Genomic DNA, 25,506 nt, shown 5'->3' with positions numbered 1-25,506 from the left:
AGCTGTGCGATTCTGGAAAGCATGGATCTCCCCTTCGAGACGGATGAGGGCGGCGGGGGTGAGGAGGGTAGGGGAACCCTCGCCTCGACCGTCCTGGTGGTGGACGACGAGCCCGTGGTGCGCGACGTGTGCGCCCGGTTGCTCGCGCGTGAGCCGGACCTGGTGGTGAGCCTGGCCGAGGACGCCGAGGAAGCCCTGGTGCTGCTGCGCTCCCAGCGCTTCGATGTGCTCATCACCGACAAGAATCTCCCAGGCCTGGGCGGCGTGGAGTTGATCGCCGAGGCCCGGGCACTGCAACCCGCGCTGGAGGCGGTGATGATCACCGGCTACTCCAGCTCGGAGTCCGTCATCGCGGCCTTCGCGGCCGGAGCGAGCGACTACATCCTCAAGCCCTTCGAGGACCTGCGGCTGGTGCGGGCCAAGGTGCGCGCCGCGCTGGAGCGCCGCTCGGAGCGGGTGAGGGGACGCGAGCTGGCGAGGCGCGTGGCCCGCGAGGCGGCCGAGCTGCTGTACGCGGGTGGACAGGCCTCGGACGAGGCGCGCGAGCAGTTGGAGACGCAGCTGCGCGCGTACGAGCAGGCCAGCAAGGTGGCTCCTGGCGGGCAGGTGGCGGTGGTGGGGAGCGCCGAGGCCTTGAGGACCCTGCTGGATGAGGGGCTGGAGGCCGTGGCGCTGCCTCCTGATTCGCCGGCGCTGCTGGGGGCGGCCGTGGTGGTGCTGGAGACGGGGGCGCCGCACTGGTGGGAGCTCGCCGAGCGGCTTCAGTCCGCCTCGCCGGACGTGGTGCTGCTCGCGGGCCCGCACGCGGACCTGGCGGACCTCCTGGACGCCATCACCCTGCGCCTGGAGTTGGTGGGGTTCGGCACCTCGTCGCCGCAGTCGCTGCCGGAGCGGGTGCGCATGCTCCTCATGCGGCGCAGCCTGCAGCGCGCCCAGGCGGCCCTGGCCTCGGCCCTGGCCGTCTTCCGCGAGAGCCTCGAGCAGGGGTAGTGGGGCAGGGCGCTTCAGCCCGCAAAAGCGAAGCGCCCGCTTCTCGGAGAGAGAAGCGGGCGCCTCAGTGACCCTGCCGGGATTCGAACCCGAGTTTGTGCCGTGAGAGGGCACCGTCCTAACCGCTAGACGACAGGGCCGTGAAACAGAACACCCACCTTCCCAGGAAGGTGGGCGCCTTTGCTACGAGTGACCCTGCCGGGATTCGAACCCGAGTTTGTGCCGTGAGAGGGCACCGTCCTAACCGCTAGACGACAGGGCCGGCTTGCTACGACCGGGTACAGCGAGCTGGGGAACTAGGATTCGAACCTAGATAAGCAGAGTCAGAGTCTGCTGTCCTGCCGTTAGACGATTCCCCAAGAACTGCTCTGTGACTACCGCAACCGCTTCAGCACTTCAACTGCCTTTTTTCCGAACCGCCGGGCTACCTCGACTTCTTCCCGCCCTTCGATTCCGACTTCTTCGTCGGTTTCGCCGGAGTCGACTTCGCCGGCGCCGGTACTGACTGCAGCGGAACGACGTAGATACGGACTTCGTCGTTCGCCTCATAAATGTTCAACCCCTCGAAGTTCTTCCCCGATGGGTTGACGATGTGGACCGCCTTCACGCCAGGCTGATTGACGATCGACCTTCGAGTGAAGGTGCCTGCCGGGTAGACGGCCTTGTAGTACTCCAAAGTCTTCTCGAAGTTCCCTGGCGCCCGATACCTGTTCTCGCCCACCTTCCGCGCGCCATCGGGGAGTTGCGCCCCGCTCACCACTTCCGCCGCCGCCACCGACATCCAGAGCGCCGCGACCACCGCCCCGAACGGGCGCGCCTTATAGGAAAAGCCCTTCAAGCTGTCAAGCGCTCGTGTCATCGGGTTGGAACAATAGGGCCCACGGGCGAAGGTGTCCACCCCAACCTGTAGGCCCCGTTGAATGTCCGCTACGGCCGGGAGAGTGCCGCGTCCAGACGGTGGAGCGTCTCCTCGCGTCCCAGCAGCTCGAGCGTCTCGCCGATGCCCGGGCTCACCGTGCCGCCCGTCACCGCCACGCGCACCGGCTGGGCCACCTTGCCCATGCCCACCGAGGCCTGCTCGCTCACCTTCTTCACCACCTCGTCCAGCGCGGCGGCGCTCCATTGGGGCAGCGCGGCCACCTGCTCGCGCACCTGGGTGAGCAGGGGCCTGGACTCGGCGGTGAGGTGCTTGGCGGCGGCCTTCTCGTCCAGCGTCACGCCGTGCTGGAAGTACTTGAGGGCCATGTCGGCCATCTCCTGCAGCGTCTTGGCGCGCTCGCGGAAGGCCATCACCACGCGCTCCAGCCGCGGGTCTCCCAACTCCAGTTGCACGCCCTTCGCCGCGAGGAAGTCCACCAGCCGCTCGGCCACCACCGCGGGAGGCAGCAGCTTGAGCCATTGCTGGTTGAGCCACATCAGCTTGTCCGGGCTCCACACACCGGAGGTGCTGCCCACGTGGTCGAAGTCGAACCACTCCACCATCTGCTCGCGCGAGATGACCTCGTCGTTGCCGTGGCTCCAGCCCAGGCGGATGACGTAGTTGAGCAGCGCCTCGGGCAGCACGCCGTTGCGCTTGTGCAGCATCACGTCCGCCTCGGGGTGCTTGCGCTTGGACAGCTTCTCGCGGTCCGGCCCGAGGATGAGCGGGAAGTGGGCGAACTCGGGCGGCTGCCACCCGAAGGCCTTGTAGAGCATCAGCTGCGGGAAGGTGGAATTGACGTGCTCCTGCCCGCGACCCACCAGGTTGATGTCCATGGTGTGGTCGTCGATGACGCAGCCGTAGTTGTAGAGGGGGATGCCGTCGGCGCGCATCATCACCCAGTCATCCAGGTCCGAGTACGCCTTGGTGATGGGCCCGAGCACCTTGTCGTTGAACGTCACCTCGCCCTCGCCGTCCGGCATCCGGAAGCGCACCACGGCGGTGCGGCCCTCGGGGATGTCCTTGCGGTCGCGGCAGGTGCCCTCGTACTTGTAGGTGCCCGGCTTGCCAGTGGCCTTCTCGACGGCGGCGCGGCGCGCGTCGATCTCCTCGCGCGTGCAGTAGCAGCGATACGCCTTGCCCTCGGCGATGAGCTGGTCCACGTACTTCTTGTAGAGCTCCAGGCGCTGCGTCTGGAAGTAGGGCGCCGCGGAGCCCTCCTTGCCCGGACCCTCGTCCCAGTCGATGCCCAGCCAGGTGAGGCCATCGAGGATGGCCTTCACGGACTCGGGGGTCGAGCGCTCCTGGTCCGTGTCCTCGATGCGCAGGATGAAGACGCCGCCGTGGCGCTTCGCGTAGAGATAGTTGAAGAGGGCGGTACGGGCCCCGCCGATGTGGAGATAGCCGGTCGGAGACGGCGCGAAACGGACGCGAGGTGCAGGTGCCATAGGGAATGGGCGCGGATAGCAGGAGCGAGCTTGGGTGGTCAACGAGCGGTCGCGAGTCCACTGCCCGCGGCCCGGCGAATGCATTAAACTGCCGCGCACCGAGGGCTCTTGCATGAATCTTCCCAATGCGCTGCGCGCGCTCCTTCCGGCTGTTCTCCTGCTCTGCCTGCCCGCGAGCGCCACGTCGATGCTGCGGGCCGACCTGCCGGAGCTCGCCCAGACAGCCGATTCCATCATCCATGGCACGGTTCGCCGTGTGGAAAGCCGGTGGAGCGGAGATGGACGCCGTATCGTCACGGATGTGGAAATCCAGGTCACCGAGGCCCTCAAGGGGCAGGCGGGCAGCACGGTGCTCGTCACCCAGCCCGGTGGGCGGGTGGGTGATATCGGTCAGAGGGTGAGCGGCCTGGCGAGCTTCTCCCCCGGGGAGGAGGTGGTGCTCTTCCTGGAGCGCCGCGGGCCCCAGGCCTTCCGCGTCTCCGGCATGGCCCAGGGCAAGTACAAGGTGCAGCGCACGGAGGGCGGGACGAGCGCCATGGCCGTGCCGGAGCCCACCGGAGACTCGCTCCTGTTGGATCCAGAAACGCGGCAGCCCACCCGTTCCTCCCTCCGCGCCATGACGCTGCCGGAGCTCAAGGCGTCCATCCGGACCGCGCTCCAGCAGCAGCCTCCCGTTCGTGCCCAGGAGAAGCGGCCGTGATCCTCACCTCGTTGTTGGTTTCGCTCGCCCTGGGGCAGGAGGGCTCGACGCCCTATGTCCGCAGCCGCGTGGCGGCGGGTAATGCGAGCGCCCAGTGCCTCTACTGGACGGTGCCGACCATCACCTGGCACAACAGCAGCGTGGGCAATCCCGACACCGCCCTGGAGGCCCAGAAGCAGCGCGAGTTCGAGGCCATCCGCGCCTCCTTCCAGAGCTGGCAGCGGCTCTTCGTGTCCTGCGGCAACCTCCGCTTCTCGGAAGGGCCCCTCGTGGACGACCGCAAGGTGGGCTACGAGTTGAGGGGCGACAACAACCGCAACCTCGTCCTCTTCCGCTCCACGCGTTGCTCGGACCCGGACGTGGTGCCCGCCTCCGACGCGTGCTGGATCGACGACACCTGCGGTAACGACTACGATTGTTGGGACAGCGACGCTCGCACCATCGCCCTCACACTCACCACCTACGACGAGAAGTCCGGCATCATCTACGACTCGGACATCCAGCTGAACGCGAGCGGCTTCGTCTTCACCACCGTGGACTCCCCGCAGTGCATCCCGCCCGCCACCGGTAGGGACAACACCTGCGTGTCCACGGACCTGCAGAACACCATGACGCACGAGATCGGCCACCTCATCGGCCTGGACCACGTCCCCGATGACCCCCGCTCCGTCATGTTCCCGAGGGCTCCTTCGGGCGAGACGTCCAAGCGCACCATCGATGAGGGCTCGCATCAGTTCGTGTGCGAGGTGTACCCGAAAGGCCAGCCCAGCCAGAGCTGCGTCACCCCGACATTGGACTCGAGTGGGAACACGACGGTGCTCGGGAAGCAGTCCATGGGTTGCTCCAGTTCCGGCGCGGGGGCGGCGTGGTTGCCCTCGATGGCTGGCTGGGCCCTGCTCGCGTGGCGCCGCCGTCGGGGAGGCGCCCGCTCGTGAGGCGCTCTCTTCCGTGGCTCGCCGTCTCGGTGCTCGCCCTCTTCACTCCCCGGGCGGAGGCCCAGACGTACCATCGCACCCTGGTGCCCGAGCGGCCCTTCTGCCTCGTCTGGCCCGTCCGTGAGTACGTGTACCGGCTGGACGCGGCCGGCTACAGCCGCACGCCCGGAGACTCGGAGATCGCCGCCATCGAGGCCGCGGTGGCTTCCTGGCGCGCGGTGTCCCATACCTGCAGCGACTTCACCTTCACCCGCGGCCCGGACATCCAGAATCCCCAGGTGGGGTACGTGAAGGACAGCGAGGACAATTACAACGTCTTCACCTTCCGCGAGGTGGACTGCAACGACGTCGTCGAGCCGGATGATCCGTGCATCGAGGACGACACCTGCGGCAACAAGTACGCGTGCTGGGAGCACGGCGTCGGCACCATCGGGTTGACCACCACCACCTTCATCTTCCGCACCGGCTACATCCTCGACGCGGACATCGAGTTCAACGCGAGCCGTGAGGGGAAGGGCATCACCTTCACCACCGTCGACTCGCCGCCATGTGAGGGAGAGCAGACCTCCAACTGCGTCTTCACGGACATCCAGAACACGGCGACCCACGAGTTCGGACACGTGGTGGGGCTGGATCACGTGCCCGAGGTGTCCGGCTCCACCATGGAGCCCACCGCGAATACGGGGGAGACCCACAAGCGCATCATCGACGCGGGCAGCGCCGCGGGTTTCTGCGACGCCTACCCCCGGGGCCTTCCCCCCACCCAGTGCGGCGAGCTTCCCAACCTCGGCCGCCACTTCCAGACCGTATCGACGGGCCCGGGCCTGGGGTGCGGCGCCGCTCCCGGGTTCCTCTTCCCCGCAGCGGCGCTGTGGGGATTGCTGGCGCTCGGCCGGCGACGTGAGCGGGCAGGCAGGCGTGGAGCGGCTCCTCGCGCTTTCCGTGATTAAGAAGAGAAGGCGCATGGCCATCGCCTTCTTCGATCTGGACAAGACGTTGCTCGCGGTGAACTCGGGCTCCCTGTGGGTCCGCCGCGAGCTGGCCAGGGGCCACATCACCCGGATGCAGGCCCTGCGAGCCAGCGTGTGGCTCGCCCGCTACCACCTGGGCTTCGTCGCCATGCAGGACGCGTTGCGGCGCGCCATCACCCACCTCGAGGGCATGGGCGAGCAGCACGTGCGGGAGCGCACCGTCCAGTTCTACGAGGAGGTGGTCCGCTCGCAGTTCCGCCCCGGGGCGCTGCGCACGCTGGATGAGCACCGCTCGGCGGGGGACAGGCTCGTCCTGCTCACCTCGTCCTCTGGCTACATGTCCGAGCTGGTCGCCCGTGACCTGGGCCTGGACGCGGTGCTCTGCAACCGCTTCGAGGTGGATGCCTCGGGGCTGCACACCGGCCGGCCCCTGGGTGAGGTGTGCTTCGGTGAGGGCAAGCTCTTCTACGCGCGCTCCTACGCCGCGCAGGCCGGCGTCCTGCTGTCCGAGTGCACCTTCTACACGGACTCGTACTCGGACCTGCCGGTGATGGAGGTGGTGGGCCGCCCCGTGGCCGTCCACCCGGATCGCCGCCTGCGGCGCGAGGCGCTCCGCCGTGGCTGGTCCGTGGTGGACTGGGGCGTGCCCGGCGTCCTCATCGACGACGCGGCGCCACCAGCCGGATGCTGAAGGTGTAGTCCACCGCCACCGGCTTGCCCCGCAGGGTGATGGGCTTGTAGGTGCGCGACTGCAGCGCCTGCACCACCGCCTCGTTCATGTGCGGCAGGCCCTTGATGACGCGGCAGTTCTCCACGCCGCCCTTCTTGGTGATGACGCACTTCACGATCATCGTCCCCTCCACGCGGGCCGCGAGCGCCTCGCGCGTGTAGACGATGTCCTTGCCCTGGAGCTCCACCGGCCGCGACATGCCCTCCTGGAAGGGGATGGGGCCGTCTCCGGTGGGCTCCGCGTTCTTGGCGAGCGCCAGCACCGGCACCGCCAGATTGCCGGCTGGCACGGCCCGCGCCGCCGAAGTGGGGGCCGCCGGTTTCTCGGGCTCCAGCATCACTGGCGCCGAGATGGAGCCCATGGCCGAGATCGTGGAGGACCCGCCCGCGGAGCCCGAGGCACGCTCCACCCGGCTCGCCGCGCTCCGGCTGGAGGAGCCGCCCCGCGCACGCTGCATCTTCTGGGCGAACACCACCTCACCCGAGCCGCCCGTGATGACCGTCTCCAGTTGATAGCCGTCGAGCGCGAAGGTGAACTCGGCCGTGACGGTGTCCTGGCCCTTCTCCTTGGGAATCTCCAGCAGCAGCGGTGTCGTGCCGCGCTCCTCGCCCTTGTAGATGACGCGCGCGCCCGTGGGCTGGCTCATCAGCCGGAAGCGCACCACCTGATCCACCGCGGGCTTCTCGGCGGGCGCCACCTGGGCGACCGGAGCCACCGTCTCCGTCTTGGGTGCCGCGGAGGAGAAGACCCCCGAGGACAGCAGCAGGCCGCCGGTGAGGGCCACGGCGATGGTTCCACCCACCAGGCCGCCCAGCAGCAGCGTGCGCCGGCGCGCGTCCTTCATGTCGGGGGGCACCACCACGCTGATGTCCACCGCGAGCGTGTTGTTCTCCCCCTGGGCGTCCCCCGTGATGCCGGCGAAGAGCGGCGTCTTGTGCGGCCCCGTGGTGTTCTGCCCACCCGGACGCTTGAAGATGCCGCTGTGGCCACCCGCCGCCATGCTGGCCTCGCGCATCGCGTCCAGCAGCTCGTCCATCGTCTGGTGGCGGCGCGCCGGATCCTTCTCCAGGCTCTTGCGCACCAGCGACTCGATCTCCGGAGGAATGGAGATGTCCGGCCGCACCGAGCTGAACGCGGGCGGCAGCTCCTTGTGGTGGGCGAAGATGAGCTCGATGTGATCCTTCGACACGAACGGAGGCCGCCCCACCAGCATCTGGTAGAGCACCACGCCCAGCGAGTACACGTCGCTGCGCAGGTCCGCCTCGTTACGTGCCTGCTCCGGGGCCATGTACGCCGGCGAGCCCAGGAACGTGCCGCTCTGGGTGATCTCCGGGTTGGGGGTACCCTCCGCGGCGGAGATGGACTTCACCAGTCCGAAGTCCAGCACCTTCACGAGGTCCTGATCGGCCTCGTTGAGCAGCATGATGTTGGCCGGCTTCAGATCCCGGTGGACGATGCCCTGGTTGTGGGCCTCGCGCAGCGAGCGGCAGATCTGCTGGGCGATGTTGAGCGCGCGCGCCCAGGGCAGCGGCCCCGACTCCGCCACGACCTGGCCGAGGGTGCGCCCCTCCAGGTACTCCATGGCGATGTAATAGATGCCGTCGTCCGTCTGCCCGTAGTCGATCACCGTGACGGTGTTGGGGTGGCGGAGCTTGGAGGAGAGCGAGGCCTCGCGCAGGAATCGCTTCTGGAAGCCCGGATCCTTGCTGGTGGGGAAGTTGGGGTTGAGCACCTTGAGTGCCACCACCCGATCCAGGGGGGTCTGCTGGGCCCGGTAGACCCGACCCATTCCTCCGACGCCGATCGGCTCGAGGATGCTGAAGCGGCCGTTGAGCGTCCGCCCGATGAGAGGATCCGAGCCGCTGTCGCTCGGACCCTGCGAGTCGCCGGTGACCATGTTTATCCTGCTCCCCCGGTCAATGCCTGGGTGGGAACCATCCGCACGGGGTGCCATGAAACCACATCTCCCGGAAACACGCGACTTGGGAGATTGGCGCCTGCTCGCCGCCTGTTCACCCAACTCCACCGCGTGCTGGGGGAGCGGCCGGATGTGCCGCCCGCATTGACGGGTCCCGCAATGTCGGACTACCGTCCAATGCTCCCGCGCATGTGTTCAAGCGGGCCCGCGATGGTCGATTCCCCTTCGATGACGGCTGAAGCCCAGGCGAAGCGCGCGTCAGTACAGAAACGCCTGGCGTTGCTGGAAGAGGAGATCGTCCGGCTACGTCGGGAACTGGCCACGCTCGGCGTGGATCAGCGGCTGCCCGGTCTCTACCTCACGGTGGAGGTGGCCGGCTCCACTGCCCTGTTGCCCGTGGAAGCGGTGATGGAGGTGGTCCGGCTGGTGGCCATCGAGCCGCTGCCGGCCGCGCTCCCCCATGTGCGGGGCACCATGCTCTACCGGGGCACGCCCGCGGTGGTGGTGGATCTGTCCGCGATGCTCGGGGTGCAGCGGGAGCCGGATCTGGACGCACACCTGGTCATCTGCGGAGGCGCACGCACCGTGGCGGTGCTGGTGGACCGGGTGAGGGATCTCGTCGAGTCCCCGGTGTTGGTGGAGGGTTCCCTCTCGGGCGAGGACACCAACCCCTGGGATCGGACGGGGTTGATGGCGGGCCTGTGCCGTACCCCCGAGGGCATCCGTCCGCTGATCAGGGCCTCGGCCATCCTGTCCGTTCCGGAGGGGGCGTGAAGGAGCGGGTGCGCGTGGAGCGCCTCGACGAGGCGACGTTGGGAGGGCTGGAGTCCGTCCTGCGTGCCGCGTGCGGCATGGTGCTGGCGCCCAGCGTGCGCCGCTCCCTGGGGACCGCGCTCTCTCGCGCGGCCGAATCCCAGGGGATGCCCACCCCCGAGTTCCTCCAGCGGCTGCTGGCGCGCGACACCGCCGCCGTCGAGTGTTTCATCGGCTACGCCGTCATCGGCGAGACGTACTTCTTCCGCCATCCGGAGCAGCTGCGCGAGCTGGGGCGCCTCGCCTCCACCCACTTCGGACCCTTCCAGGTGTGGAGCGCTGGCTGCGCGAGTGGGGAGGAGCCCTACAGCATCGCCATGTCCCTGCTGGCGGCCGGTGTTCCCCCCGACTACATCCGCGTGGTGGGCACGGACGTGTCCGGTCGGGCCCTCGAGAAGGCGCGGCAGGCCACGTACTCCCCCTGGTCCGTGCGGCGCATGGAGCCGGAGCTGGAGCGGCGCTTCCTCACCCTCAAGCCGGAGTCCGTCACCGTTCCCGCCGAGGTGCGCGCCCGGGTGGAGTTCCGGCGCCACAACCTGGTGACCGACCCTCCGCCCGTGTCCGGCGCGCAGGCCGTCTTCTGCCGCAACGTCCTCATCTACTTCCCGCCCGAGGTCATCCCCGAGGTGATGGCGCGGCTCGTCCTGGCGCTCGCGCCAGGGGGGTGGCTCTTCCTCGCGCCCGCCGAGCTGCCCTTCGCCAAGGGCATGGGGCTCGAGGAGCGGGAGGTGGAGGGGCTCCCCGTGTTGCGCAAGCCCCTCCCCGGAGAGAAGGCTCCCGAGCGCGTCTCCGCGCGGACGGCTCGCTCCGGGCCCATCCGGGCCGTTGCCCGCGCACCGAGCCCGCTGCGCAGGGTGCAAGCTCCGGCTCCCTCGAACACTCCGGCTCCCCAGGCCACGTCCACTCCGGAGGCGAAGTCCGACCGGGCGGCCCAGGCCTCACTCCCCCCTGCGTCCACCCCTCCGCCCACCGGGTCCTCGGTGCCGGACATGATGGAGCAGGCGCGCTCCGCGGCCCGGGCCGGTCAGTACGACCTGGCCGAGGAGCTCGCCCGTCTGGCCGCGCGCGAGCTGTCACCCGAGGCCTACCTGCTCCTGGCCATGGTGTCCGAAGGGCGGGGGGACGTGCAGGGGGCCGTGGCCGCGGTGCGCAAGGCGCTCTATCTGGAGCCTCAACTGGCCATCGGTCATGCCATGCTCGTGGCGTTGTATGGCCGGCTGGGCCAGCCCGAGGAGGCGGAACGGGCCCGGCGCAACGCGCTTCGGGCGCTGGAAGGTTTGGACGACGAGCACGTGCTGCGCGGGGTGGAGACGATGACGGTGGGCGGTCTGCGGAGCGCGCTCGTGCCGGGAGTGAAGATGGGAAAGTCGGGTGCCCGATGAACAGCGCTCGTCGGAGTTGGGAGGACCTGTGGAAGCCCATGGCATGAGCCCGCCCACCATCCAAAGGCTGGACATGCGTCGGCTCAGCCTGCGGACGAAGATGGTGGCCATCACCGGCGTGTCGGGTGCGCTCGTCACGGGCATCCTCGTGGCGGCCTTCTCGCTGCAGATGCGCAACTCGCTGAAGGAGGAGTTCGCCAAGCGCGCCGCGGCGGCGAGCCACGAGCTGGCCCACCACCTGGCCATCGCCACCTGGTCCCGGGACGAGGAGGGCCTGCGGATCGCCACCGCCGCCACCCTCCGCAACAACCCGGACGTGGCGTACGTGGTGGTGCGCGACCGGCAGGGCGACATCCTCGGCCATGCCACGGTGCCGCGCCTGGTGAGCCCGGCGTTGCTGCCCGCGATGTCTCCGCAGTCCAGCCGTCGCGATCTCTACGTGGGCGGCAGGCCGGTGCTGGAGACGTCCGCGCCCGTCCTCTTCGAGCCGCGTGGCCCCCGGAGCGATGGGACCCCGTCCCAGGCACAGGTGGGCTCGGTGCAGGTGGGCCTGGAGCTGGACGTCCTCAACGAGGCCGTGTCCCGCATGGCCCTGCGCGGGCTGGGCCTGGGCCTGCTGGCGCTCGCCGGTTGCCTCGTGGTGGTGGCCGCGCTGTGCCGCATCCTCATCATCCCCCTGGAGCGCCTGGCGCGGGCGGCGGCCGGCATGGCCGCGGGAGACCTCCGTCAGCAGATCGACGCCAGCAGCACCGACGAGGTGGGCGATCTGGCGCGCAGCTTCTCCACCATGGCGGAGATGCTGACGAACCTGCTCAAGGACCTGAAGAGCGCGGCGGCGGACATGGAGCGCGAGGCCACCAACGTGCTGGCCACCTCCTCGCAGCAGTCCGCCATGGCCAACGAGCAGGCCTCCGCCATCCACGAGACGGGCGCCACGGTGGCGGAGATCGCCCAGACGTCCAAGCAGGCCACCTCCTTCGCGGACACGGTCATCGGTGGCACCAGCCGCTCGGACGCCCTGGGCTCCGAGGGCCAGAAGGTCGTCGACGAGAGCGTGGCCGCCATGGAGAAGCTCAGCGAGCAGGTGAAGGCCATCGCCCTGGCCATCACCGATCTCAACGAGCAGACGCTGCAGATCGGCGACATCATCACCACGGTGAAGGACGTGGCCGAGCAGTCCAACCTGCTGGCGCTCAACGCCTCCATCGAGGCGGCCAAGGCGGGAGATCAGGGCCGCGGCTTCGCGGTGGTGGCCATGGAGATGCGCACCCTGGCCGAGCAGTCGAAGATGGCCGCCAACCAGGTGCGCGCGCTGCTGGGCGAGGTGCAGAAGGGCACCCGCGCGGCCGTGTCCGCCACCGAGGAGGGCAGCCGCCGGGCCCTGGCCGCCATGGCGCTGGCCCAGAGCGCGGGAGCCGCCATCAAGGGACTGTCCGACGTCATCCGGGACTCCTCGTCGGCGGCGCGGCAGATCGCCGGCAACACCCGTCAGCAGACCATCGGCGTGGAGCAGATCGCCGCGGCGATGAACGAGCTGACCATCGCCATGCAGGACAACGTGGAGGGGACCAAGCGCATCGAGCAGGTCGCGGGCAACCTCTCCAACCTTTCCAAGCGCTTCTCCGACCTCGTCGGGAAGTACCAGCTATGACCGGGGGCGTGTTCGTGGAGGAATGGGCCGTATGAAGGTTCTGATCGTCGAGGATACGAAGACCATCACCAACCTCATCCAGGTGTACCTGATGGGGTGGGGACTGGAGTTCTTCGAGGCGAGCAACGGAGTGCAGGGGCTGGCGCGCGCCCGGGAGATCAAGCCGGATCTGATCATCTCGGACGTGCAGATGCCGGAGATGGACGGGTTCGCGCTGTGCGCGGCGGTTCGCGCCGATCCCATCCTCTTCGCCACGCCCTTCGTGATGCTGACGTCGCTCAAGGATGACGCGAGCCGGCAGCGGGGCCGGCTGGTGGGAGCGAGCGCGTTCCTCAACAAGCCCGTGGCGGTGGATGATCTGCGCGAGAAGGTGCGCAGCATCCTCAAGCTCCCCGCCACCAAGCACTGACGAGGGATCATGGCCGGCGACGCGTCGAGCGGGAAGATCGACTACACGGCACTGCGCCGCAAGCTGGACGAGGCGCAGGCGGTGCTCGAGGGGGCCCAGGTGCTCAGCCCGGAGCGCCGCCGCGAGGTGCTGGCCGAGCGTGCACGCGCGCTGGCCGAGTCGCGCCACGAGGAGCGCCGCGAGACCCTGTCGGTGCTCGCCTTCCGCGTGGGCGGCGAGCGCTACGCGGTGCCCATCGACGCGGTGGACCATGTGCTCGAGTCCAAGGGGCTGTGCCCGCTGCCGGGCGCGCCGCGGTACGTGCTGGGAGCGTTGGTGTCCCGTTCGCGGGTGGTGCCGGTGTTGGATCTGCGCCAGGTGCTGGGCCTCGAGGGAGGCGGCATGTCGGACCTGACGCGCGTCGTCGTGGTGGAGGTGTCCGAGGAGTTCTTCGGTCTGGCGGCGGAAGAGGTGGACGGACGGCAGGAGCTGCCTCGCGCGGACCTGTCCCACCCGCCGCCAGGACCTTTCACGTTCCTCACCCGGAATCGGTTGATGGTGCTCGATCTCGTGCAACTCAGCGATCCCGCCGTGGTGGGACGAGGATAGGACGAGGGACGCATGGATCCTCGGGTTCTGCGCAGCCTCTGGCCCATCTTCGCGGCCGAGACGCGCGAGCAGCTGCAGACCATCGGCACGGCGGTGCTGGGGTTGGAGCAGGGGACGGCCGATGAGGCGTCCGAGCAGCTCACCGCCCTCAAGCGGGAGGTGCACAGCCTGAAGGGGTCCGCGGCCAGCCTGGGCCTGTCGGACATCGAGCAGCTGGTCCACGCCATCGAGGACGGGCTGGCGCGCTGCGCTCCCGGCCACGTGCCGCCTCCGGGCCTGGTGGAGTGCACCCTGCGCAGCCTGTCGGCCATCGAGTCCGCGCTCAACCGCGGGGACGCCGGCGACATGCCGACCATCGAGGGCCTGGGGGCGTTGCTGTCCGCGCTCGGGAAGGGAGGGTTCGAGCAGGTCGTCGAGACGAAGCCCAAGGTGCCGGTGCACTTCCGGCGCGATGGTCTGCAGACACTGGAGAAGCTGGAGATCGCGCTGGGCCGGCTGTGCTCGCCGGGCCTGGAGGATCGTCCGGGCGCCGTCTGGGAGGCGGTGGGCCTGGCGGAGCTGTTGAAGGCCGCGGCCAACACCGTGGGCGTCACCGCCGTGGAGTCGCTGGCGAGCTCCATCCGCGCCGGCTTCGCGCGCATGGAGGAGGCGGGTGTCGGGGCCAGCGTGGCGGCCTCGGACATCGCGGGCGCGCTGGTTCAGCTCCGGGGCGCGCTGGAGTCGCTCGCGGAGGAGACTCCGGCCGAGCCCGCGGTGGCCCCGGTGGAGCCCGAGGTGACGGCGCGCTCGGCGGCCGGCCGGCGCCAGCAGGACATGGATCGCGCGGTGCGCGTGTCGGTGCGGACGCTCGACTCGCTGGCGCTGCAGGTGGAGCAGCTCGCGGCGGGCCGGGCGCAGCAGCTGCGCCGCGCGGAGGCGCACCGCGAGCTGATGGAGCAGACGAACCAGGCCCTGCTGCAGCTGGAGCGCGCGGCCCAGCAGCTCGCGCTGTCCGGCGGTGGAGGCGGGGCGCTGGAGACCCTGCGCGCGGGCGTGGGGCAGGTGCGCGGCGTGCAGAAGCGGCTGCTGCAGCTGTCCAAGGACGTGCACCGCGAGGGCGAGCAGCTCGCGCTGGTGGCCCAGGTGGTGCGCGACGACCTGAGAGATCTGCGGATGGTGCCGGCCTCGCAGATGCTGGAGCCGCTCAAGCGCACGGTGCGCGAGCTGGCCGCGCGGCTGGGCAAGGACGTGGACCTGGTGCTCGCCGGTGGGGACGTGCGCATCGACCGGCGCATCGTGGACGTGCTGAAGGATCCGCTGCTGCACCTGGTCCGCAACGCGTTGGATCACGGAATCGAGCCGACGGCCGAGCGTGTCGCCGCGGGCAAGGGCCCACGCGGGACGCTCACGGTGCGGGTGGAGCCCCGGGGCACGCGCCTGGCGGTGGTGGTGGAGGACGACGGCGCGGGCCTGTCCCCGGAGAACGTGAAGGCCACGGCCGTGCGCCGCGGGCTGCTCGCCGAGGCGGAGGCCGCCAAGCTCACCGACATGCAGGCGGCGCGGCTCGTGTTCGAGCCGGGCTTCTCCACCCGCGAGCAGGTGACGGAGACGTCCGGGCGCGGCGTGGGGCTGGACGTGGTGCAGACCACGGCCACTCGGCTGCAGGGCGCGGTGGACATCTCCTTCGAGAAGGGCCAGGGCACGCGCTTCACCATCGACCTGCCGTTGATCCTGGCGGGCGCGCTGGGGCTGCTGGTGCGCTCGGGGACGGCGGTGGTGGCCATTCCCTCGGACGCGGTGGAGCGCGTGTTGCGGCTGGCGCCGTCGGACGTGGGCACGGTGGCCGGGCACGTGGTGGCGAGCGTGGATGGAGAGCAGCTTCCCTTCCACCCCCTCTCGCTGGCCATCGGACAGCCCCGGCTGCCGCTGGCACTCGAGTCGGGCAAGCCACAGACGGCGATGGTGCTGGCGCTCGGAGGCGTGAGGGCGGTGTTCGCCATCGACGCGGTGGTGGGGCAACAGGAGATCGTCGTCCGCTCGCTGGGGCGGCACCTGCAGAGCGTGTCACACCTGGCCGGGGCCGCCATGCTGGACGACGGCAGCGTGGTGCCCGTGCTCAACGCGCCCGAGCTGCTGCGCGCGGCCGCCGCTCCGGTGCTGCTGCGCGCCGCCACCGAGGTCCGTCGTTCGCACATCCTCGTGTGCGACGACGCGCTGACCACCCGCTTCGCCATCAAGTCGCTGCTGGAGATCGCCGGCTACTCGGTGGTGACGGCGGGGGATGGCGAGGAGGCGCTGGGCATCCTGGAGCGCACGCCCTGCCAGCTGGTGGTGAGTGACTGGCAGATGCCCCGATTGGACGGCATCGGGCTCACCCGGCGCATCCGCTCGCATCCCAAGCTGTCGCACATTCCCGTCATCCTGTGCACCTCGCTGGACAGTCCGCAGGAGCGGGCCGCCGGCCTGGAGGCGGGCGCGGACGGCTACCTCGTCAAGCGCGAGGTGGAGCGCGGTAGACTGTTGGAGTTGGTGCGCCAACTCCTGCCCACGAGCGCCTGAGCGAGCGATCGAGCGGGCGGGGGCTCGAAAGGCACCCCTTCTCCTTGCCCCCTGGGATGAGCAGCTTGCTGGGATCCCAGGAGGCTGAGTGGAGGCGCAGGTCGCAGCGTGGATCGCGGGTTTCTCGTACCCGGCGGTATTCCTTCTGCTCGTGCTGTGCGGAGTGGGAGCGCCGCTGAGTGAGGAGCTCGTGGTCATCACCGGAGGGTTGGTGGTCGCGCACAGTGGCGCGAGCCTCTCCCTCATGGGACTCGCCGCCTATCTGGGCATCCTGGCCGGGGACAGCGCGCTGTACCGGATCGGACGGGCACTGGGGCCGAAGGTGTTCTCCCACCCCAAGCTGTCGAGGATGCTGACACCAGCGCGGATGGACCTCCTCCAGAAGCTCTTCGCGAGGCGTGGGGCGGTGACGGTGTTCTTCGCGCGCTTCCTGCCGGGGCTGCGTGCTCCGGCGTTCCTGCTGGCGGGAGCCACGGGGCTGCCGTACCGCCGGTTCCTCCTGGCGGACGCGGCGGCGGCGTGGATCCCCGCCATGGGGATGACGTGGCTGGGCTACCGATTCGGTCCCACGGTGCTCGCGGACGTGCGGGGTGGCTTGCGCTGGCTGCTCATCGCGGCGGTATCGGTGGTGCTGGTCGTGCTCTGCGTCCGCTTCGTGAGGCAGCGGGCGGTGCGAGCGGCGACCCGAGTCGTGCGAACCCCCGAGAGCGAACCCTGAGTCCGTGTATGCCCCCTCTCCCCCTGGGAGAGGGCTGGGGTGAGGGTATTGCCTTCCCGTGTCCTCCCCTCTCACTCCTGGAGACGAGGCAGGAGCAGGATCAACTCGATCCCAGGCGCTTCACCCAGGGAGATCCGGGCCTCACACCTCCGGGCGAGCCGCGCCAGCGACTCGCGCGCACGCTCCGGCAAGGGTCGCTCCGCACGCGCCTGGACGAGCAGTCGCCACATGTTCATCTCCTCGGGCACATCCACCCGCAGCACCACGTCGGAAGCACCCGCGCCGGACAGCAGTCGCACCAGGGCGCGGATCAGCAGGGTGAGACCCACCCGGGGCGCCCGGACGCGCACCGGCCCGGAAGGCAACTCCAGCCGTGAGGGGCCATGCCGTCCGGAACCAAAGGTAGCGCTCAACAAGGGACGCAGATCCTCCGCCGGTGCATCCCCGCCCGAGGGCCGATGCTGGAGGCGGACGTTCATCTCACCCGCGGCCCGGGCCATGCGCTCGAGGTAGCGCTGCATGGCGGGAGTGAGCGCGCCCGCCATGCCCTTGGCCATCATGTCGATATAACCCTGCATCACGAGCAGCGGCGTGCGCAGGTCATGCGCCGCTCGGGACCACGCGCGATCCCGGTGCGCCAGCTGCTCCCTCAACCGCAACCGCTCCTGACGCAGCCGCGTCCTTTCAGCTCGGGCCTCCTCTTCCCGGGCCTGGCTCGCGAGGAGCGCGGTGGCGAGGACCGCCAGACGGGCGAGGTGCTGCCGATCCGCGGCATCCACACACGGCTCGCCCAGCACCAGCGCCGTGTGCCCGTCCGTCAGGAGTTGCTGAGGGTGGGCATGAGCTGGAGCTGGAGGCTCGAGGCCCACGAGTGCCACACGCTGGCCGCCCGCGTACAAGGCGGCCCCGTGTGTCTCCGTGAGACGCATCACCTCTTCCATGAGCGCATCGAGGCCTGCCCGCGCTCCGTGGTGCAGCGCTCGCTCGGCGATCGCCGAAACCGTTCGCTCCACCTCGGAGGCGCTGACACTCCGTCCCACGCGCCACCCGCTCCAAGCACCCGCCTGCACACAGGGAGGAATGGCCACGGTGGGCGGATGGCGCAATGCACCTCACTCATGAGAACGCGAGGGGTGCCGGAAGGAAAACCTTTCCCCATTGTGGCACCCGTCCACCTGACTTTTTTACTGGACTACAGGGAATCTCCAGCGCCGACGCTGGCACTTCCCTCTGAGGCCGCTGGCCGGCCAATTGCTTTGGCTGCCGTCCGGGATGGGACGGAGCGGCGGAATGGGGACACTGGGGTACTACTCGACGATCGCGCGGCTCGCGCCGGGAGGACTCGCCAAGGGCGTGGCGCGGCGAGTCCAGGGAGTGGCGCGGCAGGCCCTCTACAAGAGGCGCGAGCGGCTCGACGAGCCGGGGCTGCTGCTGGCCTTCGGCGCCACCAACACGGACGAGCTGGCGGAGCGTGCGTTGTCGGCGCGTCCCGGCCGGGCCTGGTGCGAGGTGGGGCAGCGGACCTCCGTCCTGGAGGCGCTCGAGGCCCTGCCCGGCGCCAGGGCGCGTGCCCTGGAGAGGGCCCGGGCCGCCCTGCGGGGTGAGTACGACGTCTTCGGCACGCGCGTGTGCTTCGGCGAGGGCCAGCCGGTGGACTGGTCCAGGGATCCCGTGAGCGGCTACCGCTACCCGGTCGTCCCGGTGGAGCGGCTGCGGCTGGCGCAGCCGGGCGTGGATCCGAAGTACCCGTGGGTGCTGGGCCGATTGGACTGCCTGGTGGCGCTCGCGCAGGGGTACTGGGTGGAGCGCGACGAAGCGGCGCGCAGGACGTTCGCGCGGACCTTCGTGACGCGGACGCTGGACTTCCTGCAGGCCAACCCGGTGGGGCAGGGCGTGCACTGGACGTGCGCCATGGAGGTGGCGCTGCGAGCGGCCAACCTGGCGCAGGCGCTGGTGATGTGCGCGGACGCGCCCGAGGCGCGCAGGCCGGAGTTCCTCGTGCCGGTGCTGGAGTCTCTGGCCGAGCACACCGCGTGGGTGGAGGCGCACCTGGAGGATCACGGGGCGGTGCCCAACAACCACCTCGTCTCGAACTACGTGGGCCTGCTGGTGGTGGGCCTGCTCTTCCCGGAGCTGCCGGACGCGCCGAGGCAGGTGGCGCGCGCGGTTGCGGGACTCCGGGCGCAGATGGTGGCGCAGGTGCACGCGGAGGGCACCTCCTTCGAGGGCTCCGTGCCGTACCACCGGCTGTCGGTGGAGCTCTTCACCCTCGCGCTCGTGGTGGCACGGGGCCACGGGGTGGAGCTGGGCCTCCGGTACGAGACACGGCTGCGCCGCATGTACGCGGCCTCGCGCGCCTGGAGCTCCGAGCAGGGGCTGGCGCCACAGATAGGTGACAACGACTCGGGCCGCGTCTTCCCCTTCCAGGAGCGAGAGCCACGGGAGCAGGGCTACCTCGCGCCATTGGGGGCGGCGCTCTTCGGTGACGAGTCGCTGGCGGAGGGCTCCTTCCCGGACGAGGCCGCGTGGCTGCTGGGACTGCCCGGGCTCGAGCGCTTCCGCTCACTGCCTCGTGCCCGGCCCGCGGCGTCGGTGAGCTTCCCGGCGGGCGGCTTCCACGTGTTGCGCGGGGCGGGCGCGGTGGTGACGGTGAGCGCCGGTCTCCAGGGACAGCATGGAGTGGGCGGACACAGCCACAACGACAAGCTCTCCTTCGAGCTGCACCTGGGCGGGCGCCCCGTCATCGTGGACCCGGGCACGGGCACGTATACGCGGGAGCCGACGGTGCGTAACGCCTTCCGCTCCACGGCCGCGCACAACACGCTGCAGGTGGACGGCCAGGAGCAGTCGCCGCTGGAGCCGGGCCGGCTGTTCGCGCTGCCCGAGGCGGCGCGGGCGCGGGTGCAGGTGTTCCAGCCGGGGGCCGAGCTGGATCGCCTCACCGTGCGGCACGATGGCTATCGCTCGCTGTCCTCGCCCGTGGGCGTGGAGCGCACCTTCGTGCTGGACAAGCGCGAGCGCGCGCTCGGGGTGACGGACGCCTTGGTGGGGGTGGGGCTTCACGATGTCGTGGGGCGGATCCACCTTCCGGACCGCGAGGCGAGGCCGAGGGCGCCCACGAGCGAGGAGCTGGCGCGGGCGCTGCGTGTACCGGCGGCCCCGCGGAGTTTCGAGCCGCTCGGCGTGGAGCTGGGACCGGCGGAGGCGCCAGTGGCCCTGGTGCTCTTCGCGGAGGGCCTGGGTCCGCGATTGGAGCCGTCCCGGTACTCGCCGGGTTACGGCCTCGTGGTGCCGTCGCAGGTCGTGGTGTTCGGGGTGCGGGTGTCGCCCCCGGTTTGGTTGAGGTGGGTAGTCGTCTTCAAGTGAAGGCAATGAACGGGGCGTGACGGGGCGACCCGGCATCCCTTCATGGGAGAGGTGAGTCAGATGCGCGTGATGGTGAGCCCGCTGCTGGAGCGTATCCGCCGGCGGGAGGCGAGGGTTGGCGTGGTGGGGATGGGCTACGTGGGTCTGCCGCTGGGCATGGCGTTCGCGGAGGCCGGCTTTCCCGTGACGGGGCTCGACGTGGACACGCGGAAGGTGGAGAACATCACCAAGGGGGTGAGCTACATCAAGCACATCCCCAGCGAGCCCATCCATGAGCTCACGAGCAAGGGCAAGCTCAAGGCGACGACGGACTTCTCGAAGGCCCGCGAGATGGACTGCATCATCATCTGCGTGCCCACGCCGCTCACGGCTTCGCGTGAGCCGGACATGAGCTACATCATCAAGACGGGCGAGGCCCTGGCTCCGCACGTGCGGCCCGGCCAGCTCTTCATCCTCGAGTCCACCACGTACCCGGGGACCACGGATGAGGTGCTCAAGCCGCTGCTCGAGAAGAATGGCCTGAAGGCGGGCGTGGACTTCCACCTGGCCTTCAGCCCCGAGCGCGAGGATCCGGGCAACAAGAACTTCAACACCAAGACGATCCCGAAGATCGTCGGTGGCCACTCTCCGGCGTGCCTCGAGGTGGCGCAGGCCCTCTACGCCAGCGCGCTGAAGGAGACGGTGGCCGTGTCCTCCACGCGCGTGGCCGAGCTGGCCAAGCTGCTGGAGAACATCTTCCGGTGCGTGAACATCGCCATGGTCAACGAGATGAAGATGCTCTGCGACCGGATGAACATCGACGTGTGGGAGGTCATCCAGGCGGCGGGGACGAAGCCCTTCGGCTTCATGCCCTTCTACCCGGGTCCGGGCCTGGGCGGTCACTGCATCCCCATCGATCCCTTCTACCTGACGTGGAAGGCGCGCGAGTACGAGTTCCACACCAAGTTCATCGAGCTCGCCGGCGAGGTGAACCAGCAGATGCCGTACTACGTGGTCACCCGGACCATGGAGGCGCTCAACAAGAACAAGAAGACGCTCAACGGCGCGAAGGTGCTGTGCCTGGGCGCGGCGTACAAGAAGGACATCGACGACATGCGCGAGAGCCCGAGCCTGCGGGTCATCTCGCTGCTCAAGGAGAAGGGCGCCGAGGTCGAGTACCACGACCCGTACGTGCCTCGCCTCGAGGAGGGCCACGGCTTCCACTTCACCATGCAGTCGGTGCCGCTGAACCCGGAGACGCTCGGCCAGTACGACGCGGTCGTCATCCTCACGGACCACTCGTGCATCGACTACAACATGGTGGTGAAGCAGTCCCAGTGCGTCGTCGACACCCGCAACGCCTGCAAGAACGTGGGCCCGGGTCGCGAGAAGGTCACCAAGGCCTAGCGTGAAGTCCGGCCGGCCCGGTTGCCGTCCGGCTCGCGCAGGAGGCCCTGCTGCGGCGCCATGAGGGGGGGCGCCGGGGCGGGGCCTCCATTTTTTTCATCGCCCGGGGATGAGCAGGTCCTCGGACGAGTAGTACGCGATGACCTGCTGCCGGTACTCGGGCCGCGAGTACACGTCGGGACGCGGCCGTTCGATCACCTCCAGCAGGACGGAGGCGGCCTCCTCGACGGACTGGGCGCCTGGAATCTCGCGCGAGTCCACTCCGCCGCCGAGCGCGTTCACACCGAATTCGGTGGCTACCACTCCAGGAAGGAACGTGGTGACGTGGATGCCGGGGAAGCGCTCGCGCAGCTCCTGGCGCAGGTTGGCCGTCAGCGCGTTGAGGGCGTGCTTGGCCGCGTTGTAGGCCGAACGCTGGGGGACGTGCGGCACCCGCCCCAGCACGGACGAGACGTTGATGATGTGCCCGCTCCCGCGCGAATGGAAGTGCGGCAACACGGCCTGGATGCCATAGAGCGCCGACTTGACGTTGACGCGCATCATCTCGTCGAAGTCCTCGTCGGTGAGCTCGGAGACGAGCTTGCTGATGCCTCGCCCCGCGTTGTTCACCCAGACGTCCACCTGGCCGAAGCGGGCCAGCGCCGCCTCCATCACGCGTTGGACGTCCTCTCTCTTGGAGACGTCGGCGACCACGGGCAGCGCCTCGGCTCCCACGCGTTCCGCCACCTGGCGCAGCTCGGGCTCGCGCCTCGCGGCGAGCACCACCTGCCATCCCTTCCTGCCCACCTGCTCCGCCAGGGCGGCGCCAATGCCCGCGCTCGCTCCGGTAATCACCACGACCTTCTTGCCCATGAATACCTCCTGGGCGGCGCTGTCTACCGCCTCCACCCGGGTGGTGTCCAAGCGAGCTGTCTCGCCGGGTTGTCCACCCGTCGTTCACACCAGGTCGGACCTGCCGGCCGGAGCGGGGTCGGGTAGAGTCCGGGGCGTGCGAATCCGAAACTGGCCAGTCCTTCCGTTGCTCGCCGCTTCCGTCGTCCTCACCGCCGCCGCGCCCGCTCCGGACGCGCGCGTGACGCTGATGAACGCGATGGCGGAGGAGCTCCAGCGCAACCAGCAGCAGCTCAAGCTGCAGAACCACGAGCCTCCGTACTTCATGAGCTACCAGCTCAAGGAGGCGGAGCAGTACGGCATCGTCGCCCGGTACGGGGCGATCTTCCTGGATGACACCTACCACGAGCGCAAGCTGTACGTGGACGTGCGGGTGGGCTCCTACGAGTTCGACAACTCGGGCCCCGAGGAGTACGAGTTCTTCGTCGGCGGCAAGGGCTCCAGCTACATCTCGAACAAGGACGCGCCCATCGACGACTCGCCGATGGCCTTGCGCACCTCGCTGTGGCTGGTGACGGACGAGAAGTACAAGGCCGCGCTCTCCCAGTTCCTCAAGAAGAAGGGCGACAACGTCTACGCGGTGGAGGATCCGAAGCAGCCGCCGTCCTTCTCCAAGGAGAAGCCGGTGCAGTACGTGCAGCCGCCGGTGGCCTTCCCGTTCGACCATGACCGCTGGGTCCGCGTGGCGCGCGAGGTGTCCGAGCGCTTCAAGGCGCACCCGGAGATCTTCGACTCGGAAGTGCGGGTGACGGCGGACAAGGTGACGCGCCTGTTCGTGTCCACCGAGGGCAGCCGCATCGTGACGGAAGAGACGATGTACGGGCTGCACGTGACGGCGGTGACGCGGGCGGACGACGGGCAGCTGCTGGACAACTCGCGCAACTACTACGCGCCCACCGAGGCGGGGCTGCCGGACGACAAGACGCTGTCCGCGGCCACCACGAAGATCATCACCGAGCTGCTGGCGCTGCGGAAGGCGCCCGCCATCGATCCGTACACGGGGCCGGCGATTCTCGCGCCGGAGGCCGCGGGGGTGCTGTTCCACGAGGCGGTGGGGCACCGGCTGGAGGGGGACCGGCAGGATGGGGAAGGGGAGGGGAAGACCTTCCGGGGCCAGGTGGGCAAGCAGGTGCTGCCCACGTTCATCAGCATCGTGGACGACCCGACGGTGCGCACGCTGCGCAACGAGCCCCTCAACGGCTACTACGAGTACGACGAGGAGGGCGTGAAGGGGCAGAAGGTGGTGCTGGTGGAGAAGGGCGTGCTGAGGAGCTACCTGCTGTCGCGGAGGCCGGTGGAGGGCTTCCTGCAGTCCAACGGGCACGGGCGCAGCCAGGGCACGCGCAAGCCGGTGGCGCGCATGGCCAACCTCATCGTGGACTCGACGAAGCAGGTGGATGACGCGGAGCTGAAGAAGCAGCTCATCGCCGAGGCGAAGCGGCAGGGCAAGCCGTACGGGCTGATCATCCGGGACATCACGGGAGGGAACACGAACACGTCGAGCTACGGCTACCAGGCGTTCAAGGGTGTGCCGCGGATGGTGTACCGGGTGGACGTGAGGACGGGGCAGGAGACGCTGGTGCGCGGGGTGGAGATCGTGGGCACGCCGCTGTCGTCGGTGAACCGCATCATGAGCACGGGCCGCAGGCAGGGCGTGTTCAACGGGTACTGCGGCGCCGAGAGCGGGAACGTACCCGTGTCCACGGTGGCGCCAGCGGTGCTGCTGCAGGAGATCGAGCTGCAGCGGGCGATGGAGGGCAAGGACCGGCCGCCCATCCTGATGAGCCCCGCGGCGAGCACCACCGCGAGCGGCGAGGTGAAGTAGCAAACCTGGGGAGGATTCGAGAGGTCCGGGAGGTCGGGCTTCACGCCCGTGTTTCGCCGATGCATGCTGGGACCAGGCGCTCTCTCCAGCTTCTTCTGGACCTGCTCGGAGTAGTCCCGAGGGAGGGCCGCAGCTCCACGAGGAATGCGGGCTTCATGGAAAGGATCCACTCAGTGGATTCGACCATGGCTGGTGGAGCAGTCTGGCACTCAGGAGGTGAGGGGCCAGCCATTACACCCGCAGTGCGCCAGCGGGTGAGGGACTCACGCTGGCGGCACACGAACCAGTCAAGCTCGAGATCGAGGGGCCTTCCGGAGCGGAGCGTCAGCTCCAGGACCGTGCGGCTCCGCGCTGCCCGCGAGCTGTGTGGATCTTCCAGTTCCTCCAGGCATCCCTCGAGGGTGAATCGTCGGCCGTGGCGCCAGCGGTGCCCCCCTTCGAAATGACGCCCATGCGCCTCCCACCACTGGCGCCAGTCCCGTGGATGGGTGCTCCACTGTTCCCTTTCAAGGCCTTCTTCTTCGTCATCGTCGGTAGCCACCAGAACCTTCTGCTTGAGCTCGGCGCCACTGAGCAGCCCGAGTGCCGAGGCTGCGGCCTGGCGGTGCCCTGGATCTTCTGCCTCCAGGTGCTCCATCAACTCGGGCACGGCGGCGAGCAGCCCGAGCAGGCCCAGAGCTTCGAGCGACGCCTCGGTGAGGGCCGGGCGCGTACACAGCCGGCGCAATACGGGTAGGTCCTGGGCGTCTCCGGCCAGGGCGAGCAACCGAGGGATGCCAGGGGGCGGCGTGCCGGAGTTGCAGAGCTGGCGGCAGAACGGCAGCGCCCGGCGTGAGCCCAGCAGCAGCGCGGCTCGTGCCAGCGGCTCTGCCTGCTCGGGGAGTGAATGGGCGAGCAGGGTCTCGATGAGTGGAAGAGCGGGTCGATGATCCAGTTGGGCGAGGGCCAGGGCGGCCGAGCTGCGTACCATGCCCTCCCCATCCTTGAGCAGGGGGATGAGGTGGGAGGGTTCTCCCTCCCGCCGGTGGCCCAGGAGGGCAGCGGCAGCGGCACGCACCAGGGGTCGCTTGTCCTCCAACGCTCGGGTGCAGCAACCCGCCACCTCGGGGTGTGGGGCGAGTGCGAGCGCCTCGGTCCAGGTGGGCAGTACCTCCGCGAGATCGGCCTCCCGGGCCTGGAGGAGGGTGTCGATACCTGCTTCCTGGGGAGCCAGTGAGGCCAGGACATGGAGCCCCGCGAGGAACTGCCCGGCGTCTCCTGCGGCCACGGCTTCTCGCGCACAGCCCAGGGACGCCTCGGAGGAGGCACGCAGTGCGGCGAGTTGGAGG

The 25,506-nt window shown here is 69.5% G+C and carries 21 protein-coding genes and 3 tRNA genes; 15 read left to right on the top strand and 9 right to left on the bottom strand.

Annotated elements, in window-relative coordinates; all coding sequences use genetic code 11:
• Nucleotides 1-21 precede the first annotated feature (21 nt).
• The gene (locus tag JQX13_RS49720; protein ID WP_203406383.1) at nt 22-990 is read left to right on the top strand and encodes a response regulator; all 969 of its coding nucleotides are present in this window, start codon (nt 22-24) and stop codon (nt 988-990) included.
• Nucleotides 991-1,058: 68 nt separating this feature from the next.
• Here JQX13_RS49720 and JQX13_RS49715 read toward each other — a convergent pair.
• The 5 genes from JQX13_RS49715 to gltX form a co-directional block, all read right to left on the bottom strand.
• Nucleotides 1,059-1,130 (bottom strand) — tRNA-Glu (locus JQX13_RS49715).
• 50 nt (nt 1,131-1,180) lie between these two features.
• Nucleotides 1,181-1,252, bottom strand: a tRNA-Glu gene (locus JQX13_RS49710).
• 26 nt (nt 1,253-1,278) lie between these two features.
• Nucleotides 1,279-1,349: transfer RNA gene (locus JQX13_RS49705), tRNA-Gln, on the bottom strand.
• Between the two features lie 65 nt (nt 1,350-1,414).
• Nucleotides 1,415-1,849, bottom strand: coding sequence for a hypothetical protein (locus JQX13_RS49700; RefSeq protein WP_203406382.1), 435 nt, complete (start codon nt 1,847-1,849; stop codon nt 1,415-1,417).
• Nucleotides 1,850-1,917: 68 nt separating this feature from the next.
• Entirely contained in the window at nt 1,918-3,357 is a 1,440-nt protein-coding gene (gene gltX / locus JQX13_RS49695) for a glutamate--tRNA ligase (RefSeq protein WP_203406381.1), read from the bottom strand.
• A 112-nt stretch (nt 3,358-3,469) separates the two neighbouring features.
• On the opposite strand from gltX, the gene JQX13_RS49690 reads away from it, so the two are divergent.
• The 4 genes from JQX13_RS49690 to JQX13_RS49675 are packed head-to-tail and all read left to right on the top strand — an operon-like array spanning nt 3,470 to nt 6,654.
• Nucleotides 3,470-4,057, top strand: a complete 588-nt coding sequence (locus JQX13_RS49690) for a hypothetical protein (protein WP_203406380.1) — start codon at nt 3,470-3,472, stop codon at nt 4,055-4,057.
• Nucleotides 4,054-4,992 (top strand): myxosortase-dependent metalloprotease, MXAN_2677/MXAN_2678 family, encoded by a 939-nt coding sequence (locus tag JQX13_RS49685; protein ID WP_203406379.1) that lies wholly within the window; start codon nt 4,054-4,056, stop codon nt 4,990-4,992. The genes JQX13_RS49690 and JQX13_RS49685 overlap by 4 nt, the downstream gene beginning before the upstream one ends.
• The gene (locus tag JQX13_RS49680) at nt 4,989-5,942 is read left to right on the top strand and encodes a myxosortase-dependent metalloprotease, MXAN_2677/MXAN_2678 family (protein ID WP_203406378.1); all 954 of its coding nucleotides are present in this window, start codon (nt 4,989-4,991) and stop codon (nt 5,940-5,942) included. The genes JQX13_RS49685 and JQX13_RS49680 overlap by 4 nt, the downstream gene beginning before the upstream one ends.
• Before the next feature lie 13 nt (nt 5,943-5,955).
• Nucleotides 5,956-6,654 carry an HAD family hydrolase gene (locus JQX13_RS49675; RefSeq protein WP_203406377.1) on the top strand — a complete coding sequence of 233 codons (699 nt, stop codon included), beginning with the start codon at nt 5,956-5,958 and terminating at the stop codon, nt 6,652-6,654.
• Here JQX13_RS49675 and JQX13_RS49670 read toward each other — a convergent pair.
• The gene (locus tag JQX13_RS49670) at nt 6,620-8,590 is read right to left on the bottom strand and encodes a TonB family protein (RefSeq protein WP_203406376.1); all 1,971 of its coding nucleotides are present in this window, start codon (nt 8,588-8,590) and stop codon (nt 6,620-6,622) included. The genes JQX13_RS49675 and JQX13_RS49670 overlap by 35 nt on opposite strands.
• A 231-nt stretch (nt 8,591-8,821) precedes the next feature.
• On the opposite strand from JQX13_RS49670, the gene JQX13_RS49665 reads away from it, so the two are divergent.
• The 7 genes from JQX13_RS49665 (at nt 8,822) to JQX13_RS49635 (ending at nt 16,710) form a co-directional block, all read left to right on the top strand.
• Complete coding sequence (locus tag JQX13_RS49665) at nt 8,822-9,385, top strand: chemotaxis protein CheW (RefSeq protein WP_203406375.1); 564 nt, start codon at nt 8,822-8,824, stop codon at nt 9,383-9,385.
• Entirely contained in the window at nt 9,382-10,806 is a 1,425-nt protein-coding gene (locus JQX13_RS49660; RefSeq protein WP_239014343.1) for a CheR family methyltransferase, read from the top strand. Before JQX13_RS49665 ends, JQX13_RS49660 begins: the two co-directional genes overlap by 4 nt.
• Before the next feature lie 43 nt (nt 10,807-10,849).
• Nucleotides 10,850-12,457, top strand: a complete 1,608-nt coding sequence (locus JQX13_RS49655) for a methyl-accepting chemotaxis protein (protein WP_203406374.1) — start codon at nt 10,850-10,852, stop codon at nt 12,455-12,457.
• A gap of 31 nt (nt 12,458-12,488) precedes the next feature.
• Nucleotides 12,489-12,866: a response regulator gene (locus tag JQX13_RS49650; RefSeq protein ID WP_203406373.1), complete on the top strand. Its 378-nt coding sequence runs from the start codon at nt 12,489-12,491 to the stop codon at nt 12,864-12,866.
• Nucleotides 12,867-12,875: 9 nt separating this feature from the next.
• Complete coding sequence (locus JQX13_RS49645) at nt 12,876-13,454, top strand: chemotaxis protein CheW (RefSeq protein ID WP_203406372.1); 579 nt, start codon at nt 12,876-12,878, stop codon at nt 13,452-13,454.
• A gap of 12 nt (nt 13,455-13,466) precedes the next feature.
• The gene (locus tag JQX13_RS49640) at nt 13,467-15,992 is read left to right on the top strand and encodes a hybrid sensor histidine kinase/response regulator (RefSeq protein WP_203406371.1); all 2,526 of its coding nucleotides are present in this window, start codon (nt 13,467-13,469) and stop codon (nt 15,990-15,992) included.
• Between the two features lie 88 nt (nt 15,993-16,080).
• The gene (locus JQX13_RS49635; RefSeq protein WP_203406370.1) at nt 16,081-16,710 is read left to right on the top strand and encodes a DedA family protein; all 630 of its coding nucleotides are present in this window, start codon (nt 16,081-16,083) and stop codon (nt 16,708-16,710) included.
• A 71-nt stretch (nt 16,711-16,781) separates the two neighbouring features.
• On the opposite strand, the gene JQX13_RS49630 is transcribed toward JQX13_RS49635, so the two are convergent.
• Nucleotides 16,782-17,750 carry a histidine kinase dimerization/phospho-acceptor domain-containing protein gene (locus JQX13_RS49630; RefSeq protein ID WP_203406369.1) on the bottom strand — a complete coding sequence of 323 codons (969 nt, stop codon included), beginning with the start codon at nt 17,748-17,750 and terminating at the stop codon, nt 16,782-16,784.
• 250 nt (nt 17,751-18,000) lie between these two features.
• On the opposite strand from JQX13_RS49630, the gene JQX13_RS49625 reads away from it, so the two are divergent.
• The gene (locus tag JQX13_RS49625; protein ID WP_203406368.1) at nt 18,001-20,076 is read left to right on the top strand and encodes an alginate lyase family protein; all 2,076 of its coding nucleotides are present in this window, start codon (nt 18,001-18,003) and stop codon (nt 20,074-20,076) included.
• Nucleotides 20,077-20,136: 60 nt separating this feature from the next.
• Nucleotides 20,137-21,462 (top strand): nucleotide sugar dehydrogenase, encoded by a 1,326-nt coding sequence (locus JQX13_RS49620; RefSeq protein WP_203412576.1) that lies wholly within the window; start codon nt 20,137-20,139, stop codon nt 21,460-21,462.
• A gap of 96 nt (nt 21,463-21,558) precedes the next feature.
• Here the strand turns inward: JQX13_RS49620 and JQX13_RS49615 are convergent, their stop codons facing one another.
• Entirely contained in the window at nt 21,559-22,314 is a 756-nt protein-coding gene (locus JQX13_RS49615; RefSeq protein ID WP_203406367.1) for an SDR family oxidoreductase, read from the bottom strand.
• 136 nt (nt 22,315-22,450) lie between these two features.
• Here JQX13_RS49615 and JQX13_RS49610 point away from each other — a divergent pair, with 136 nt between their 5' ends.
• Nucleotides 22,451-24,178 (top strand): TldD/PmbA family protein, encoded by a 1,728-nt coding sequence (locus tag JQX13_RS49610; RefSeq protein WP_239014342.1) that lies wholly within the window; start codon nt 22,451-22,453, stop codon nt 24,176-24,178.
• A gap of 40 nt (nt 24,179-24,218) precedes the next feature.
• On the opposite strand, the gene JQX13_RS49605 is transcribed toward JQX13_RS49610, so the two are convergent.
• The gene (locus JQX13_RS49605) at nt 24,219-25,445 is read right to left on the bottom strand and encodes a HEAT repeat domain-containing protein (RefSeq protein WP_203406365.1); all 1,227 of its coding nucleotides are present in this window, start codon (nt 25,443-25,445) and stop codon (nt 24,219-24,221) included.
• Nucleotides 25,446-25,506 lie beyond the last annotated feature (61 nt).

Source organism: Archangium violaceum (genome assembly GCF_016859125.1).
In the GTDB taxonomy this organism is placed as follows: Bacteria; Myxococcota; Myxococcia; order Myxococcales; family Myxococcaceae; genus Archangium; species Archangium violaceum_A.
The sequence above is the reverse complement of the archived record's forward strand: the minus strand, read 5'-3'. Positions and strand labels throughout refer to the sequence as shown.